Source organism: Burkholderia perseverans (assembly GCF_022870505.1).
Lineage (GTDB): Bacteria > Pseudomonadota > Gammaproteobacteria > Burkholderiales > Burkholderiaceae > Burkholderia > Burkholderia plantarii.
Map to the genome: position 1 here is coordinate 1,751,885 of NZ_CP045093.1, position 16,899 is coordinate 1,768,783.

13 protein-coding genes are annotated in these 16,899 nt (G+C 69.0%); 3 read left to right on the forward strand and 10 right to left on the reverse strand.

Features of this window, described 5'->3' with window-relative positions:
* The first annotated feature begins 65 nt into the window (after positions 1–65).
* Together BpN12_RS07335 and BpN12_RS07340 are read left to right on the forward strand one after the other, a co-directional pair.
* Positions 66–1,649: a UbiD family decarboxylase gene (locus tag BpN12_RS07335; RefSeq protein WP_246791790.1), complete on the forward strand. Its 1,584-nt coding sequence runs from the start codon at positions 66–68 to the stop codon at positions 1,647–1,649.
* A 118-nt stretch (positions 1,650–1,767) separates the two neighbouring features.
* Positions 1,768–2,706, forward strand: coding sequence for a LysR family transcriptional regulator (locus BpN12_RS07340; protein ID WP_246791791.1), 939 nt, complete (start codon positions 1,768–1,770; stop codon positions 2,704–2,706).
* 101 nt (positions 2,707–2,807) lie between these two features.
* On the opposite strand, the gene BpN12_RS07345 is transcribed toward BpN12_RS07340, so the two are convergent.
* The 10 genes from BpN12_RS07345 to BpN12_RS07390 all read right to left on the reverse strand — a co-directional run bounded on the left by BpN12_RS07345 (position 2,808) and on the right by BpN12_RS07390 (position 15,805).
* Positions 2,808–3,914 carry a CaiB/BaiF CoA transferase family protein gene (locus BpN12_RS07345; protein WP_246791792.1) on the reverse strand — a complete coding sequence of 369 codons (1,107 nt, stop codon included), beginning with the start codon at positions 3,912–3,914 and terminating at the stop codon, positions 2,808–2,810.
* Between the two features lie 102 nt (positions 3,915–4,016).
* Positions 4,017–4,862, reverse strand: coding sequence for an enoyl-CoA hydratase/isomerase family protein (locus BpN12_RS07350; RefSeq protein WP_246791793.1), 846 nt, complete (start codon positions 4,860–4,862; stop codon positions 4,017–4,019).
* A gap of 41 nt (positions 4,863–4,903) precedes the next feature.
* The gene (locus BpN12_RS07355) at positions 4,904–6,478 is read right to left on the reverse strand and encodes an AMP-binding protein (RefSeq protein WP_246791794.1); all 1,575 of its coding nucleotides are present in this window, start codon (positions 6,476–6,478) and stop codon (positions 4,904–4,906) included.
* Positions 6,479–6,607: 129 nt separating this feature from the next.
* Positions 6,608–6,757 (reverse strand): hypothetical protein, encoded by a 150-nt coding sequence (locus tag BpN12_RS07360; RefSeq protein WP_246791795.1) that lies wholly within the window; start codon positions 6,755–6,757, stop codon positions 6,608–6,610.
* Between the two features lie 40 nt (positions 6,758–6,797).
* Positions 6,798–8,420 carry a methyl-accepting chemotaxis protein gene (locus tag BpN12_RS07365; RefSeq protein ID WP_246791796.1) on the reverse strand — a complete coding sequence of 541 codons (1,623 nt, stop codon included), beginning with the start codon at positions 8,418–8,420 and terminating at the stop codon, positions 6,798–6,800.
* Between the two features lie 417 nt (positions 8,421–8,837).
* Positions 8,838–11,327: a TonB-dependent receptor plug domain-containing protein gene (locus BpN12_RS07370; protein ID WP_425306249.1), complete on the reverse strand. Its 2,490-nt coding sequence runs from the start codon at positions 11,325–11,327 to the stop codon at positions 8,838–8,840.
* Between the two features lie 500 nt (positions 11,328–11,827).
* Positions 11,828–12,907: an alpha/beta fold hydrolase gene (locus BpN12_RS07375; protein WP_246791797.1), complete on the reverse strand. Its 1,080-nt coding sequence runs from the start codon at positions 12,905–12,907 to the stop codon at positions 11,828–11,830.
* A 188-nt stretch (positions 12,908–13,095) separates the two neighbouring features.
* Positions 13,096–13,479: a VOC family protein gene (locus tag BpN12_RS07380; RefSeq protein WP_246791798.1), complete on the reverse strand. Its 384-nt coding sequence runs from the start codon at positions 13,477–13,479 to the stop codon at positions 13,096–13,098.
* 468 nt (positions 13,480–13,947) lie between these two features.
* Positions 13,948–14,235 (reverse strand): hypothetical protein, encoded by a 288-nt coding sequence (locus BpN12_RS07385; RefSeq protein ID WP_246791799.1) that lies wholly within the window; start codon positions 14,233–14,235, stop codon positions 13,948–13,950.
* 475 nt (positions 14,236–14,710) lie between these two features.
* Positions 14,711–15,805: a zinc-binding dehydrogenase gene (locus BpN12_RS07390; protein ID WP_246791800.1), complete on the reverse strand. Its 1,095-nt coding sequence runs from the start codon at positions 15,803–15,805 to the stop codon at positions 14,711–14,713.
* Between the two features lie 125 nt (positions 15,806–15,930).
* Between BpN12_RS07390 and BpN12_RS07395 the strand changes: the two genes are divergently transcribed.
* On the forward strand, positions 15,931–16,884 hold the full coding sequence (locus tag BpN12_RS07395) for an AraC family transcriptional regulator (protein ID WP_246791801.1): 954 nt from the start codon (positions 15,931–15,933) through the stop codon (positions 16,882–16,884).
* The last annotated feature ends 15 nt before the right edge of the window (positions 16,885–16,899 follow it).

Genomic DNA, 16,899 nt, shown 5'->3' on the forward strand with positions numbered 1-16,899 from the left:
ACGCCGGCCCGATCCGATTCGATTCACCACGCAGCCAAGCAGCCCCGCTGCCCAAGGAAAACATCATGAGACCCAGCACTTCCCTGCCCTCCACCGCGGACGGCACGCCCGCGCCCGACCTCGAACGCTTCCGTCTGCGGCGCTTCCTCGAATCGCTCGACGACACCGAGCTTGAACGCCGCGAGGCACCGGTCGATCTGGCCGACGTCGCCGCGATCATGGAAGGCAACCCGCGCGCGGTCTGGTTCGCGCGCCCCGGCGGCAGCGACGTGTCGCTGGCCGGCAGCGTCGCCGCGAGCCGCTCGCGCCTGGCCCGGGCGTTCGACACCACGCCTCAGGCGCTGCTCGACGTGGTGCGCGAACGCCTGCGCGTGAAGGGCCGGCTGGTGGAGGTGAGCCGCGAGGAGGCGCCGGTGCAGCAGGTCGTGCTGACCGGCGACGACTGCGATTTCACCGCGCTGCCCGTCCACCTGCAACACGAACTCGACGGCGCGCCCTACATTTCCGCGTCGATCGACTTCGCCGTCGATCCCGCCACCGGCTGGACCAACGTCGGCATCCGCCGGCTGATGCTGCGCGGCCGCCGCACGGCCGGCGTCGATCTGGTGGCGCCGTCGGACCTGCGCGCGATCACGATCGGCCACGCGCGGCGCGGCGAGCGCACGCCGGTCGCGTTCGCGGTCGGCAGCCATCCCGTCGATCACGTCGGCGCGACCATGCGGATCCCGGCCGACGAGCTCGAACTGGTGGCCGCGCTGCGCGGCACCGCGATGGGCGTGGTCAAGTGCGTGAGCAACGACCTGCTGGTGCCGGCCGACGCGGAATTCATCCTCGAGGGCTATCTCGACGAGCGCGGCCACGCCGAGCCCGAAGGCCCGTATGGCGAGTTCCTCGGCTACTACGGCGGCGTCAAGACCAACCCGGTGTTCCACCTGACGGCGATCACGCACCGGCGCGACGCGGTGTTCCAGACCTGCACGATCGGCGGGCGCTCGATGGCCTGCACCGACACCGCGCAGCTCGCCGCGCTGCGCACCGAGGTGACGGTCTGGCGTGCGCTCGAATCGGCGGTGCGCGAGGTCAAGGCCGTCTACGCGAACCCGGCCACGGGCGGCATGTTCAACGTGCGCATCGCCATGGAGCAGCGCGTGCCGGGCGAAGCGCGCAACGCGATCGCCGCGGTGTTCGCGTCGCTGGCGAACGTCAAACATGTTTTCGTGGTCGATCCCGATATCGACGTGTTCTCCGACGAGCAGATCGACTGGGCGCTCGCCACGCGCTTCCAGGCCGACCGCGACCTGGTGCTCCAGGACGGGATGCGCGCGATGCCGCTCGATCCGTCGCTGCTCGGCGCCGCGCAGACCGCGAAGGCCGGCTTCGACCTCACGCTGCCGCTGCTCGCGCCGGGCGCGCAGCGCGATCTCGAACATCGCGTGCCCACTCCACCCGCCTGGCGCGGCGAGCGTTTCGCCTCGCTCGACGCCGCGCTCGAGCATGGCCCGAAGACCTTCGCCGAGCTGATGGTGGCGATCGGCACGCGCGACGGCCGCGAGGTGGTGCGCTGGATCGAGGACACCACGCAGCGGCAGCCAATCGCGCGCGACGAGGAAGGACGTTACCGGTTCGCGCGCGACCCGCGGGCGGCCTGAAAACAGCCGGCAGGCCCGGCCGGTTGCGGCTGGGCACAAACCCTGACGGGCGGCAAACGCCGCGATGGACGGGATAGAATCGGGCACGCCTCGCCCGAACCCACAGAGCGGTATGCAGATGAATCTATCCCTCAAGCAACTGAAGGTCTTTCTCGGTGTCGCGAACGCGTCGAGCTTCACGAAAACGGCGCAGAGCATGCACCTGAGCCAGGCGGCGCTGAGCGCGATCATCCGCGAGCTGGAAACGCAGCTGCAGTGCCGCCTGCTCGAACGCACGACGCGCACGGTGTCGCTGACCGACGCGGGGCGCCTGTTCTATCCCACCGCGATGGCGATCGTCGGCTCGCTGGAGAAGTCGGTCATCGAACTCAACGAGCTGGGGCGGCAGAAGCAGTCGTCGCTGCTGATCGGCTGCACGCCGATGATCGCCGCGAGCCTGATGCCGCCCGTGCTGGCGCGCTTCTCGAAGATCTTCCCGGCCTCGCACATCGAACTCGTCGATCGCGCGCCGAACGAACTGGTGCAGATGGTCGAGGAAGGCCATCTCGACGCCGCGTTCGGCGTGTTCTTCTCGCAGCTGTCCGGGATCGACCGCGTGCCGCTGTTCCCGACCCGGCTGGTGGCCGTGTCGCGCACCGAAGGCCATGCCGTCGAACCCGGCGCGCACCGCCGCGGCAGCGGGATCCGCTGGACCGCGCTGGAAGACCGCCCGCTCATCACGCTGCCGAAGGACAACCCGCTGCAGCGGCTGATCGAGGCCACGCTCTCGAAGGAAGACGTGACCGTGAGCCGGCGCATCATCGTCGGCCACCTGCAGACGGCCATCGCGATGGCGCAGGAAGGGCTCGGCACCGCCGTGATGCCGTCGTTCTGCGAGCACATCTGCTATCGCTACCGGGTGCGCATCGACGCGATCCGCCCCGAGGTGCCGCTGTCGTTCTATCGCATCACGCGCACCGGCGCCGACACGCAGAACGCGCTCGACCCGTTCACGCAGATGTTCACCGAGGCCGCGAAGGAAGACCCGCGCAGTTTGCTCGACGACGGCGACGATTGATTGGCGGCGCGGTTCATCGTGATTCGCCATGCTCGGTGCCGGTTCGCCGCGATCGAGCGTATCAAGCCCTCACGACGAAACCGGAACCGGCATCACCGGCTTCAGGCTCGGGCCGCCGCGGCCAGCACCGCCTCGGTGTGCTCGCCGAGATCGGGCGCATGCAGGTTCGGCCGGCCCGGCTCGTGGACGAAGCGGATCGGCGTGTTCAGGTGGCGCGCGCCCTGCTCGTCACGCATCACCAGGCCGCGCGCCTCCACATGCGGATGCCGCAGCGCCTGCGCATAGTCGAGCACCGGCACGCAGCTGATCGCGTGCGCGGCCATCCAGTCGAGACACTCGGCCAGCGTCTTCTCCCTGAAACACGCCGCGAGGAACGCGCGCAGCGGATCCTGCGCGGCGCCGGGCAGCCCCAGCGCGATCTCCACCAGATCCGGCCGGCCCAGCGCGTCGAGCAGCGCGCGCGCGAAACGCGGCTCGCCGGCGCCGAGGCACAGCCACCGCGCGTCGGCCGTTTCATAAGGCTCGAGCATCGCCTGGCCGCGCGGCGCCTCCAGCGAGGCCACCTCGTGGTCGAAGCCGTCGAACGTCGCGCCCGGGCGCGCGCACAGCGCCACGTCGTGCATCGACAGGTCGAGATGATCGCCGCGGCCGGTGGTGCGCGCCGCGAGCAGCGCCATCGTCACGCCGGCCAGCGCGCTCAGCGCGCTGCCCCACGAGGCCGCCGACACCGCCGGAATCACCGGGGCGCCGCCGCGCACGCGGCTCAGCACGCCGGCCAGCGCCTGCACCGCCGGATCGTGGCCGGCCGAGTCGCGCAGCGGGCCGTGCTGGCCGAACGCGCTGATCGAGCAGTACACGAGGCGCGGGTTCAGCGCCAGCGCCGTGGCCGCGTCGATGCCGAGGCGCGCCGTCACGCCGGGGCTGAACGATTCGATCAGCACGTCGGCATCGCGAATCAGCCGGTGCGCATGCCCGAGGTCGGCCGCGAGCTTCAGGTCCAGCACCACGCTGCGCTTGCCGCGATTGAGCACCGAGAACGAATCGCCGGCGCGCTGGTCCGGCCGCGTGCGGCGCCCGTTGCGCGTCGGGTCGCCTTCGGGCGGTTCGATCTTGACGACGTCGGCGCCATGGTCCGCCATCATCGCCGACACCAGCGGCCCGGCCATGAAGCGGGAAAAATCGAGTACGCGAATGCCTGAGAGCTTCAAGTCGATATCTCGCAGTGGAGCAAAAAAAAAACAGCGCGCCGGGACGGCACGCTGCGAAAAAAGTGCTTCTTGCGAAGCACGAGGATCGGTTACTTGCCGGTGTTACTTGCCGGTGAAGTTCGGGGCGCGCTTCTCGATGAACGAACGCACGCCTTCGGTCGAATCGGCGGTGCCGACCAGCGACGACTGCGCAAGGCGCTCGAACACGCGGCCCGTTTCGGTGTCGACGTTCTGGCAGGTATTGGTGACGTGCTTGCCGATGCCCACGGCCTGCGGCGCGCCCTTCATCAGCAGCTTCGCGAACGCGAACGCCTCGGCTTCGAGCCGGTCGTGCTCGACCACACGGCGCACGAAGCCCATCTCGCGGATCTCGTCGGCATCCACCGTGCGGCCCGTCATGACCAGATCCTTGACGTTCTCGATGCCGATCATCTGGATCATCCGCGAGCAGGCGCCCGAGGCCGGGATCACGCCGATGAAGATTTCCGGCAGCAGGAAGGTGGCCTGCTTCGAGGCGAAACGGAAATCGCACGAGGCCGCCAGCTCGATGCCGCCGCCCGCGCAGACACCGTTGATCGCGGCGATCACCGGCTTCTCGATCTGCTCGAGATCGTTGAGCATGTCGTGGTTGGCGCGCACGTAGGCGCGGTATTGCGGCAGCGGCATGCCGCGCTCGCCCTGCAGTTCCTTCACGTCGCGCCCGGCGCTGAAGCCGCGGCCCGAACCCGTCAGCACGATCACGCGCACGCTGTCGTCGAAGTTCAGGCGCCACATGGCGGCGCGGATCTCGCCGATCATCGCCGAGTTGAATGCGTTGAGCTTGTCGGGACGGTTCAGCGCCAGCTTCGCCACGCCCGGCTCCGGCATCGTGATCTCGATCGTCTCGAACGCCGGATTCTCGATCAGATAGCCGCGCGGCCCCGCCGAGTGGTTCAATTGCCATTCCATCACATCTTCTCCTTCAGGTATCCGAAATTATTCGATGAACGCTACGCTTGGGCGGGGCTTGAAGCGGCGCCGGAAAACCGGTCGCGCAGCTCGCGCTTGAGCACCTTGCCAACGCTGTTCATCGGGAATTCGTCGACGAACAGCACGGCCTTCGGCGACTTGTAGCCGGCCAGGCGGGCGCGCGCGAACTGCATCAGTTCGGTGGCGGTGGCCGCCGCGCCGTCGCGCAGCACCACGATGCCGGTCACGGCCTCGCCCCACTCCTCGCTCGGCAGGCCGATCACCGCGGCGGCCTTCACGGCCGGATGCTCGGCGAGCACCGCCTCGACCTCGGCCGACGAAACATTCATGCCGCCCGTCACGACCATGTCCTTGGCGCGGTCCACGGCGTAGAGGTAGCCGTCGTCGTCGAGATAGCCGACGTCGCCGGTGTAGACCCATGCGCCGCGCAGCGTCCTCGCGGTGTCCTCGGGGCGGTTCAGGTAGCCCGAGAAGTTGCTGGCCGAGCGCACCGTGATCTCGCCGGGCGCGTTGGCCGGCAGCGGCGTGCCGTCCTGGAGGTCGCGAATGCAGATCTCCACGTAGCCGGCCGGGCGGCCCACCGAGGCGAGCCGGTTCCTGCCGTCGTCCTCGCTCAGCGCCGCGCGGTGGTCGTCGGGCATCAGGTACGACACGAGGCCGCCCATCTCGCCGCCGCCGAAACCCTGGTAGAAGCCGCAATCGAAGGTCCGCAGCGCGCGCGCGATGGTGGCGGGCGGCATCTTCGCGCCGGTGTAGCCGAACAGCTTCAGCGAGGCCGCGTGGCCGCCGTGCTTCTGCAGCTCCTCGGTCAGGCGGCTCAGCATGGTGGGCACGCCGCAGGTATGCGCCACGCCGTGCCGCTCGATCGCGTCGAGCGCGGCGCGCGGGTTGAAGTCGGGCATCAGCACGTTGGCCACGCCATGGAACGCCGCGGCGATCGCCATCCAGATGCCGGCGCCCGAGAACAGCGGCAGCATCTGCAGGAACGGGCCGGCCTCCGGCACCGGCACCTGCTTCATGAAGTTGTCGATGCTCGACAGGATCTGGCGATGCGTGCCGAGGCAGCCCTTCGGCGCCGCCGTGGTGCCGCTCGTGTAGCGGATGGTGCGGATGTCGTCGGGCTCGACGCCGGCTTGCGGTTCGGCATCGGAGGCGGCCGCCAGCAGCGCCTGCGCCGCGAACCAGCCCGGCTGCAGGGGGGCCTCGCCGCGCACGATCACGGTCACGCCGGGCCGGTCGAGCAGGCCGTCGAGCAAGGGCAGGAATTCGGCGTCGGCCACGATCGCGTTCGGCTGCGAGTCCTCGAACAGCACCGCGATCTCGCCCGGCGTCAGGCCGTAGTTGATCGGTACCGCGAGCACGCCGCCCTTGGCCAGCGCGAAGATCATTTCGACCGCGGCGGCGCCGTTGCGAATCACCGTCGCCACGCGCGTGCCGCGCACGAGCCCGAGCGAGGCGAGCGCGTTGGCGAGGCGATTGGTGGAAAGGTCGAGGTCGCGCCAGCCGATGCGCTGGTCACCTTCGAAAAGCGCGGTGGCGTCGGGCGAGTGCCGCGCGTTGTGCGTGACGATATCGCCGATTCGCAGATACTTCATGTTGCTGTCTCCTGTCATGAGGCTTTGGCCTTCAACAGGAAACGATGTTAAGTCCCGCGAATCATTACGGGAATCAAATTATCCAGCACGAATCATAACGATCGCAGAATAATCGATGGGTGGCGCGAATCATCTCGGTATCGTATCAAGGTTCGCGTTCGCGGCAAGCATCCAGCAGGCCGCGATGCAGCGCAATTCGGCACCATCGCTCGCGGCGCGGCGCAGCTTCGCGAAGGCTTGCAGCGGACCGTCGGAGAACATTAAGTCGTCACGCTGCATGCGGGCGTGCGCAGGCGCGATCGCGCCCGCTTCACCCCGCTCAGGTCGCCGACAGCACCGGCAGCGCCGTCGCATGCTTCGCCGGCCTCGCCATCACGGCATCGGCGCGGCGCCCGTCGCTGTCGAGCCGGAACGCGGACACGGTATGGGCCAGCGCGTCGGCCTGGTTGCGCAGCGCCTGCGCGGCGGCCGCGCTCTCCTCGACCAGCGCCGCGTTCTCCTGCGTGGCCTGATCCATCTGCGTGATCGCGTGGTTGATCTGCTCGATGCCGTCGCTCTGCTCGCGGCTCGACGCGCTCATCTCGTTGACGATCGACGACACCGCCGTGATGCTCTTGACCACCTGCCGGATCGTCTCGCCGGCCTGCTCGACGATGCCGGTGCCCACGCCGACGTGGCTCACCGAATCGTCGATCAGCGTCTTGATCTCCTTGGCCGCCACCGCGCTGCGCTGCGCGAGGCTGCGCACCTCGCCCGCCACCACCGCGAAGCCGCGGCCGTTCTCGCCGGCGCGCGCCGCCTCCACGGCCGCGTTCAGCGCCAGGATGTTGGTCTGGAACGCGATGCCCTCGATCACGCTGATGATCTCCACCACCTTGCGCGACGAGGCGTCGATCGCGTTCATGGTCTGCACCACGCGGTCCACCGCCTCGCCGCCCTTCACGGCCACCGCCGACGCCTCGCCGGCGATCTGGTTGGCCTGCTGCGCATTGCTGGCGTTGTGCTTGACGGTGGAGGTGAGCTGCTCCATCGCGGCGGCGGTTTCCTCCAGCGCGCTGGCCTGCTGCTCGGTGCGCGTCGACAGATCCATGTTGCCGCTCGCCACTTCCTGCGAGGCCAGCGTGATCGCATGGGTGCCGCCGCGCACGCTGCCGACGATGGTGTTGAGCCCCTCGGTCATCTTGCGCAGCGCGGCCAGCAGGCGCGAGACCTCGTCGCGGCCCGTCACGTCGAGCCGATGCGTGAGGTCGCCGCTCGCCACCGCCTCGGCCAGCGCCACCGCGCCGTTGATCGGCCGCGTGATGCTGCGCGTGATGAACCAGCCGGTCAGCACCGACACCAGTACCGCGCAGAGCGCGATCACGCCCATCTGCAGCTTGGCCCAGCGCCCCTCGGCCGCGGCCTCGGCGACGTCGTTGTTCATCTGGCCGGCCTGGAAGTCCACCATCTTGTCGACCAGCGCGAAATAGACGTCCTGCAGGTGCGCGATGTCGCCGAGGTAGAGGTCGCGCGCCTCCTCCTGCTTGCCCGCCGCCACCATCGCGAGGAAGGTCTTGACGGCGTTGCCGTAGTCGGTGCGCGCCTGCAGCTGGCTCTTGAACAGCGCCCGGCTCGGGTCGTCGGTCAGCTGCTTTTCGAATTGCGTATAGGTATCGGCGTTGAACTTGCGGATGACGGCGTAGTCGTCCGTGTATTTTTTGGTCTGATCCGCGGTGGACGCCAGCAGCAGGTTGCTGAGAATGATATTGGCCTTCAGGCTGGTGTTCTTGATCAGCGTGCTCGTCGAAATCAGCGAATAACGCTGGTTGACGATGCCGTTCATTCGGTCGAGGCTCGATTCGATATGGCGAATGCCGAGCAGCGTGGTGCCGATCAGCAGCACGACGATGATCGCGAAGGCCGCGCTCAGGCGAACCCCGATTCTCAGGTTTGAAATGGTCATGATGTGCCTATCCTTGTCAAGGATGCTTTTTTACTAGTGCTTTCCTTTTCCCGGAGCCGGATCATGACGGCCGATTCGGCGGGCGCGCGATCGCAGCCGTCGTGGCACGGACGCGGCGATCGGCGGCGGGAAAACTGCAGGCCCCGTAGCACTATCTCTCAGGCGTGTTTACGGCATCACTTCTTGGCAATTGAATTTTTTTGATCGGGGCAATTACCTGGCAATAACAGAATCATCACGGGCCGGAACATTTTGATATGTGACCCGGACATTCGCGCGCGCGATACGGACATTCGGCGTATTCATTGTTCATTTTGAAACGGCGCGTTGATTTGATATCACGCGTCATGCCGGAAACCAGCGGCGCGGCCGGCATGGCGCGATCCGCTCGCCCATGCCGGCCGCGCCGCGGCGCCGTCAGAACGCGTAGCGCGCCCGCGCGTAATAGAACCCGCCGTTCGCGCCGATGGTGGCGGCGGCGCTGTCGTAGCGGATGCCTTCGAGCTGCGCCTCGTAGGGCAGCTCGGACGGCTTCGCGTCGAACAGGTTGATCGCGCCGATCGCGATCTGGAAGCGCGGGGTCACGTCGTAGCGCACCTCGAGGTCGGTGGTGTATTTCGCGGCGTTTTGAAACCGCACGAACTGCGTGGTCGAGAACGCGTTCGGGCCGACGATGTAGGTTTCCTCGCTGGTGGTCGGGCCGAAGCGCGTCTCGTGCAGGCTCACCGCCCATTTGTCGAGATGCCAGGTGCCACCGACGATGATGCGGTTCTTCGGCGTCGAGGTGGTCAGCCAGGCGATCTGCTGCGCGTTCAGTTGCGGCGTGCCGTTCGGGTTGGTGCCGGCGCGCGTGACCGAGGTGGTGTTGAAGTTCACGCCGAGGTCCCAGTCCACGCGCCCGTACTGGCCGAAGCGCGTCTGGTAGGTGCCCGTCAGGTCGAGGCCGCGCGTGCGCGTGTCGGCGCCGTTGGTGAAGTAGCTCGCCGACACGGCCGAGGCCGGCACCGAGCCCGACACCGACAGCCCGGCCGCCTGCAGCGCGGCGAGCGCGGCCGCGCCCGAGGCCGTGCCGCCTTCCACGATGCGGTTGCGGATGTCGATCTGGTAGGCGTCGATCGCCACGTTCAGGTCGCGCGTGGGCGTGAGCACGAGGCCGAGGTTGAGGTTGGTCGATTTCTCCGATTTGAGCGGCTGCGCCCCGATCAGCCGCGCGGCCGACGAGTTCGCGGCCAGCAGCCCGTTGGCCGAGGCCGGCGAGGTGTTGACGTTGGTGTAGTTCTCCTCGGCCAGCGACGGTGCGCGAAAGCCGCTGCTGATGCTGCCGCGCAGCGCGATGGCCGGCGACAGCTCGTAGCGCGTCGCGAACTTGCCGTTCGCGGTATCGCCCACATCGCTGTAGTGTTCGAAGCGGCCCGCCACGTCGATCTTCCAGCGCGGCGTGAGGCGCGTGGCCAGATCGACGTAGGTGCCGAGCACGTCGCGCGAGGCGCGGCTCGCGCTGACCGGCGCGAGCCCCGGCAGCGCCTGCGCGCCGCCGAGGATGTACGACGCGTAGTCGCCCGGCGCCACGCTGTAGGTCTCGTGGCGCTGCTCCACGCCGAACGACACGGTGAGCGGCGCCGCCAGCAGCGGCAGGTGGAACGCGCGCGACAGGTCGAGGTTGTTGGTCAGCTGGGTCGAACTCAGCGTCGAGAGATGGAAGTCGGTCGGCGTGTCGCCGCTCGCGGCATAGAGCCCGGTGTTGGCTGAATCGAGCAGGCCGAACGACGAATAATCGCCGCCATAGGTCGAGCTGAGATCCCAGGTGAAGCCGAACAGGTTCTCGCCCTTCAGGCCGGCCGTCACCGAGAAATCGTTCTCGCTGACCGCCTCCACCGGCACGAAGCCGTTCGGGAACACGCCGGGCAGCACCGAGGGCGGCCGGTAGTTCTGGTAGGCCTCGCCCCTGCGGTGCGCGAAGGTGCCGAAGCCGTAGAGCTGGACCTCGTCGGTCAGGTAGTAGCCGGCGTTGAAGCCCACCGTCGTGCGCGTGCTGGCCGGGTCGCCCTCGATCGGGTTCGCGTAGCCCTGGCCCGGTGCGAAGCGGCCGAAGTAGTCGTCGGGGCCGGTGCGCACCGTGTGGTTCTGCCGCGCGAATCCGGCGCTGAGGTCGAGAAAACCGCGCCCGCCCAGATCGAAGCCGATCACGGCCGATTCGTCGTTGCGAAAGCCGTCGCCCGCGTAGGTCTTGCCGTTGGTCGATTCGACGCTGCCGCCGTGCGTGCCGCGCTTCAGGATGATGTTGATCACGCCCGCGATCGCATCCGAACCGTACTGCGCGGCCGCGCCGTCGCGCAGGACCTCGATGTGATCGATCAGCGCGACCGGGATCGTCGAGATGTCCACGCCCGTCGCGCCCTGGTTCAGGCCGCCGTCGAGCGAGATGTTGGCCGTGGTGTGGCGGCGCTTGCCGTTCACGAGCACCAGCACGTGGTCGGGCGTGAGCCCGTGCATCGACAGCACGTCGCTCAGCACCGCCGTGTCGCCCGCATACGATTCACGCGTGATCGACGGCGAGAGCCGCACCAGCGCGTCGCGCAGGTTCGCCGCGCCGGTCTGCTGCAGCTGCGCCGCGCCGATCACGTCGACCGGCGTCAGGCTCTGGCTGGCGCGCGTCTGCGTGCGCGAGCCGGTCACCACCACCGCGTCCTGATGCACGGTGGCCGTGGCCGACTGCGCCGGGCCGACCGGCGCCGCCGCGGCGGGCGCCTGGCCCGCGGCTGCCGTGCTCGCCGGATCGGGCGTCGCGGCGCCTTGCGCCCAGGCCGTGCCGCAAGCGAGCATCAGCGCCGCCGCCGCGCCGCGTGGCGCCCGCCTGGCGAGCCCGTCGATCGGCGCGTCGGCGCGCCGTGCCATGAATGACCGCATCGAATCTCCAGTGTGGGAACCGTGATGAACCGCGAGAGGGGAACGATCGCCGAACACCGGCCGCATCGCCGTCGTGGCAATGCCGATTCAGATATTCGGATTCCTGATTGAATCGATGACTCGCAGGCAGGCCGTCGGTCACCTCTCGCGCGCCTCGCACGATACGGGTCGTATCGTGCGAGGGACGGCACCCAAGATAGCAGCGCGCTCACATCGCACGAACCAAGCTTTCGGCACAACGATATGCGCGCGCGCCCTGCCGCCGTCCGTGGCACCGGCAGCGCGAGGGTTCGTGCCGCGGCGCTCGCTGCCGCGGGCTGCGTCGCGGCGTTCGGGCGTCGCGCGACGACGCCCGATCAGCCGGATGCGTGCCGCGCCGGACGGCGGCGGCCGATGCCCCCGTCGATGCGAGGGACAACGCGGCGGTCGGTTGACAAGATGACTGCCGCGAGCAAAACGGCCGGCACGTTGGCCGTGCCGCCATGCGGCACGCCGGACGCCTAGCGCGACGCGGCGGTCTTCGCCAGCAGTTCGCTCAGGTACGGCTTCCACGCTTCCGGATGAGCGAGCGTCTGGTGGCCATACGCGTTCGGCCCTTCCGGAATCTCGACGAAGCGGCCGCCCGGCACCTTCGGCACGAGCCGCTGCATCACGCCCAAGTCGGCCGCGTTGATCAGGTCGTCCTGGAAGTTCACGGCGAACAGCTTCGCGCGGATCTTGCCGAGCTGCGGCTCGGGATCGTAGTCCGACGACGAGCGGAACCAGTACAGCACGTCGTTGGCGTCGTATTTCGTGTACTGCGCCACGGTCGTGTCGTAGAGCTTCGTCGCGGCCTCGCGGTCCGGCGCGGCCAGCTGCAATTGATGCGGATTCTGCGTGATGATCGTGAAGATCGGCATCACGCGCGTCCATTGCGTCGGCGAGGCCGCGTAGTCGCCGTGCTGCCAGCCCGGGTCGTGCTCGATCGCGCCGATCACCATCTGCCGCCACAGCCAGTTGCGCCCGGCCATCGCGATCGGCTGCGAGGCGATCGGCATCAGCGCGTCCATCATGGCCGGATGCTGCTCGCCCCAGAGCCAGGTCTGCATGCCGCCCATCGAGGTGCCGAGCACGAGCCGCAGATGGTCGACCGCGAGCCCCTCGGTGACGAGCCGGTACTGCGCCTGCACCATGTCGTTGTAGCCGTACTGCGGAAAGCGCGTGCGCAGGCCGTCGCTGGGCTTGGCGGAGCCGCCGCGCCCGAGGCCGTCGGGCACGATCACGAAATACTTGTCGGCGTCGAGCGGCGCGCCCGGCGCGAACAGTTCGTCGCGCGAGTGCGCGGTGAGGAACTGCGCGCCGGTGCCGGTCGTGCCGTGCAGCAGCAGCACGGCGTTCGTGACGTGGCCGGCCGCGTCGCGCCGGATCCGCCCGAGCGTGACGTAATGCAGCTTCAGTTCGGGCAGCACGGTGCCGTCGGTGAAGTGGAAGTCCTTCGCGACGTAGTCGCCGGCCGCTTCCGGCGCGGAGCCGGCCGGCGCCTGCGCGTGGCCGAGCGTCGCCAGCATCGCCGCGGCGCAACCCAACACAATCCTTTTCATGGCTTTCCCTGTCCTTGCGAGTTCGGAAATGCGCCGGCGCCAATGGCCCGCCAGCGGCACGCCGGCGGCATGTGTGCCGGCCGGCGACGCCCGTCAATGTAGCCGCGGCGCGCGGCGCGCGCCTGGACAAAACGGGGGTCTTCCTGCACGGATTTGCGTTTCAGGGATCGAGCGGCGGCGCGGGGCGCCTACAGCAGCTCGGAGATTTCGATCAGGTTCAGGTCGGGATCGCGCACGTAGACCGAGCGAATCCGGCGCGTCGCGCCGGTCCGTTCGACCGGGCCCTCGACGATCGGCCAGGCCGCGCGTTCGAGATGGGCGATCACGGCGTCGAGCGGCACCGATGCGATGAAGCACAGATCGAGCGCGCCCGGCACCGGCAGGTGCGCCTTCGGCTCGAACTCGGCGCCGCGCACGTGCAGGTTGATCTTCTGGTTGCCGAAACGGAACGCGAGCCGGCCCGCGCCAAACGTCTCCAGCTGCATGCCGAGCACGTCCACGTAGAAGTGCCGCGTTGCCTCGGGATCGACGCAGGTCAGCACGAGGTGGTCGAGATGATCGATCAGCGACATGGCGCGGCCTCCCGGCTGACGAGGCTTGCCGTGGGCCGGCTCGGGGCCGGCCATCGGCGGCAGGGGGAAAGCTTGCGGGACGGTGTCATGCGTGCGGTTCCAGCGGGTCGAGGCGTTGAGCGGATCGTGCCGCATTTTCGGCGCGCCGATAAGCCCCGTTTTTTGCAAGTGGCCGTTTCAGCCGCTGCGAGCGCCGCCGCGCACACCGGCCCGTACTCGAGAAAACCGCCGATAACGCGACATCCGGATCGGACCGCGGTTCGATAGCCGGCACCTTGCCCCTTGCTTCGGCCCGCCATTTCGTCTCGATGGATTCCACGGCGCCCGCTTCGGCCCCCGCGCCTTCCACCGACTGGTGCTCGCCGATGCATCCACCGTGTCGGATTCATCGGCGCTTTTTTGTGTCCACCTGAATGAAGAAGGCCGCATCGCTGCGGCCTCGCGGAAAACATTTCGTGGACCGGCCTGTTAATTCCACCATCCCTGGCCGGAGAAGCCGCATGTCAGCTCCTCGATACCGCTGCGCCAGTACCAGGGATCCGCGCAGGAGTCGACGAGTGCGGTCTGAACGGCAACTTGCGGGCTGGCAGAACGACTGTTCTGCTGCAGCACGGTATCGACAGCCACCACCGCGGGTGTCGGGTACAGGGTCGGCCGCAACGGGCTCGCCGTTGCCATGGCCAACGGCGATGCGACGAGCGCGCAAACGGCGGCGACGCTCACGAACACGCGGCTTTTGTGACGGATGGAAGCCATCATTCTCTCCAGGTTTGTTTTATCGTTGACTGGCCGCCTCGCCCGACGGTGCTGCCTATCCGGCTGCGGGAAGCCAAATAGATGATAGAAAACAATTTGACGGCGTCAAGAAATGCGGCGCCCCCGGTTCGGTTCATGCTGCGCCGGGCCGGAACTGCCGCCCCTTTTCACCGTTCTCGCCGGTAGGCAGACACCTCCGCCGCCCCTTCAACCCTGCCTCGCGCCTCAGCCGAATCCCTTGACCAGCCTTGAGCGAGAGGCGCCGAACCGCACTTGCGCCGCCATCGCATGGTCGACGCGAAATCCGGGGCGCACGGCTGGAACGTGGCGATTCTCCACGGGGAGAATGGCGGGTATCCGCGCATCGACGTCGTCCCGACTCGATGGCTGCCTGAAGCCGGGCCAGCGCGTCTTCGACAACGTCCACGCGCCCCCGCCCGCTCGGCACGGCGCGATCGACGTGCAGCGCCGCCGCTCAGGCCTCGTGATCGATGACGACGCATTCGGTGCCGGCCGCGCGCGCCGCCGCGTCGATCGCCTCGGGCAGCCGGGCCAGCGCGAACGTGGCGGCATCGCAGGCGTCGGGCCGCAGCAGGCCGGCCGCGATCAGCGCCAGCACGCCGCGCCCCGCATCGCGCGCATGCATGAACTGGCCGAGGATTTCCCAGCCGTTGCGCATCACCTCGGTGTAGGGCAGCGGCAGCGGCACGGCCATGCTGCCCATCAGCACCAGGCGGCCGCCCGTGTTCAGGCTGTGCAGCGCGGCCAGCGTCAGGTTCGGATCGGCCGCGTTGCCGACCATGTCGAACGCGAGCGACACACCCGCGCCGCCCGCCGCCGCGCGCAACGCCGCCGCGTCGGCCGCGACCTCGCCGCTGGCCGCCACCGCCACGGCGCGCGCGCCGGCCCGCGCCACCACCCGCTCGAGCGCCGCCGCGTTGCGTCCGAACGCGATCACGCGCGCCGCGCCCAGCGCGATCGCGAGCGGCACCGCCGCCGAGCCGTAGGCACCCGTCGCGGCCGACACCACCACGGTCTCGCCCGTGGCCAGCCGCCCTTTCAGCAGGCCGCCGTAGGGCACCACGTAGCGCATCGCGGTCGCGAGGCGCCGCGCGTCGAGCTCGGGCAGCGCTGCTGCCGGCGTCAGCGCCGCCGCCGGCAGCAGCGCGTAGTCGGCCAGCGTGCCGTCGGGCCAGTCGTCCTGCATGCGCCGGCCGGCCTCGCCGCCGGCCGTCACGCCGATCAGCATCCGCGCCGGCTCGGCCACGTTTTCGCGCGCTACGTGATACGACGAGACCATCACGCGCTGCCCGACCCGCAGGTGCCAGACGTCGCGTCCAATTTCGTGGACGATGCCCACGCCGTTGCCGCCCGGCACGAACGGCCGCGACGGCACCTGATAGCCGGGCAGCCGGCCGTCCACGTAATCGCGCAGGTACGACATCAGCACCGAGGCCTGCATGCGCACCACCACGGCGCCGGGCCGCGCGCGTGGAACGGGTCGATCGACGAGCGTCAGTGCGCCGCCGGGGCGCTCGAGCTGCCACGCTCGCATGAGGGTCGGCTGCATGCATGTCTCCTTCGGAAACGGTTCGGGACACCGGGCATGGTGCCCACGCCATGAATGAAGGATCTCGCATCGAGGCCGATGTTCATATAATCTTTCGCTCGATATTCCTATTCGATCGTACACATATGGATGCATTGTCCGAGGTGTTGTCGATGCTGCGCGTGTCGAGCGCGCTGTCGTCGCGTTTCGAGGGGCACGGTGCCTGGGCGTTCCGGTTTCCGAGCTATCGCCACGTCAAGTTCGGCTCGGTACTGCGCGGGCGGCTGTTCCTGTGGATGGACGGCGAGTCGCGCCGCCACCGCATGGACGAAGGCGACTTCTACCTGCTGACCGACGGCGCGCCGTTCTGCTCGGCGAGCGATCCGGCGCTGCCGCCGGCGGACGGGGTGCGCTGCTACCGCGAGCATCGCGGCGCCGACGACGTGGTGCGTTACGTGAGCCCCGCCCCCGGTCCGCTGCCGGTCGTGAGCCTGTCGAGCGGCCGCTTCACGTTCGAGAACGAGCTGTCGGCGCTGCTGCTCGCGCATCTGCCGCCGCTGATCCATCTGCGCGCGGCCGACGTGGCCTCGCACGCGCTCGGCCACGTGCTCGCGCTGGTGAACGGCGAGACCGAGACGGCGCTGCCCGGCGCCGACGTCGCGCGCGCGAGCCTCGCGACGCTGGTGCTGGTCCATGCGCTGCGCGCCTATCTGGCCACCAGCGACGCGCCGGCCGGCTGGCTCGGCGCGCTGGCCGACGCCCGCATCGGCCGCGCGCTGTCGCTGATGCACGCGTCGCCGGCCGAGCGCTGGACCGTCGACACGCTGGCGGCGGCGGTGGGGATGTCGCGTACCGCGTTCGCGCAGCGTTTTCGCCAGCGCGTGGGCAGCGCGCCGCTCGAATATCTGCAGGCCTGGCGCATGTCGCTGGCCATGACGGCACTCTCCGGCTCGGACGAGCCGCTCGTGCGGATCGCGGAACGCGTCGGCTACCTGTCCGATACGGCGTTCAGCATCGCGTTCAAGCGCAGCACCGGCGAGAGCCCGGGGCGCTTTCGCAGCGCGCGGCGCAAGGGCGTGGGGGAAGCGGCGCCGGCCTGAAGCACGGTCGATCGC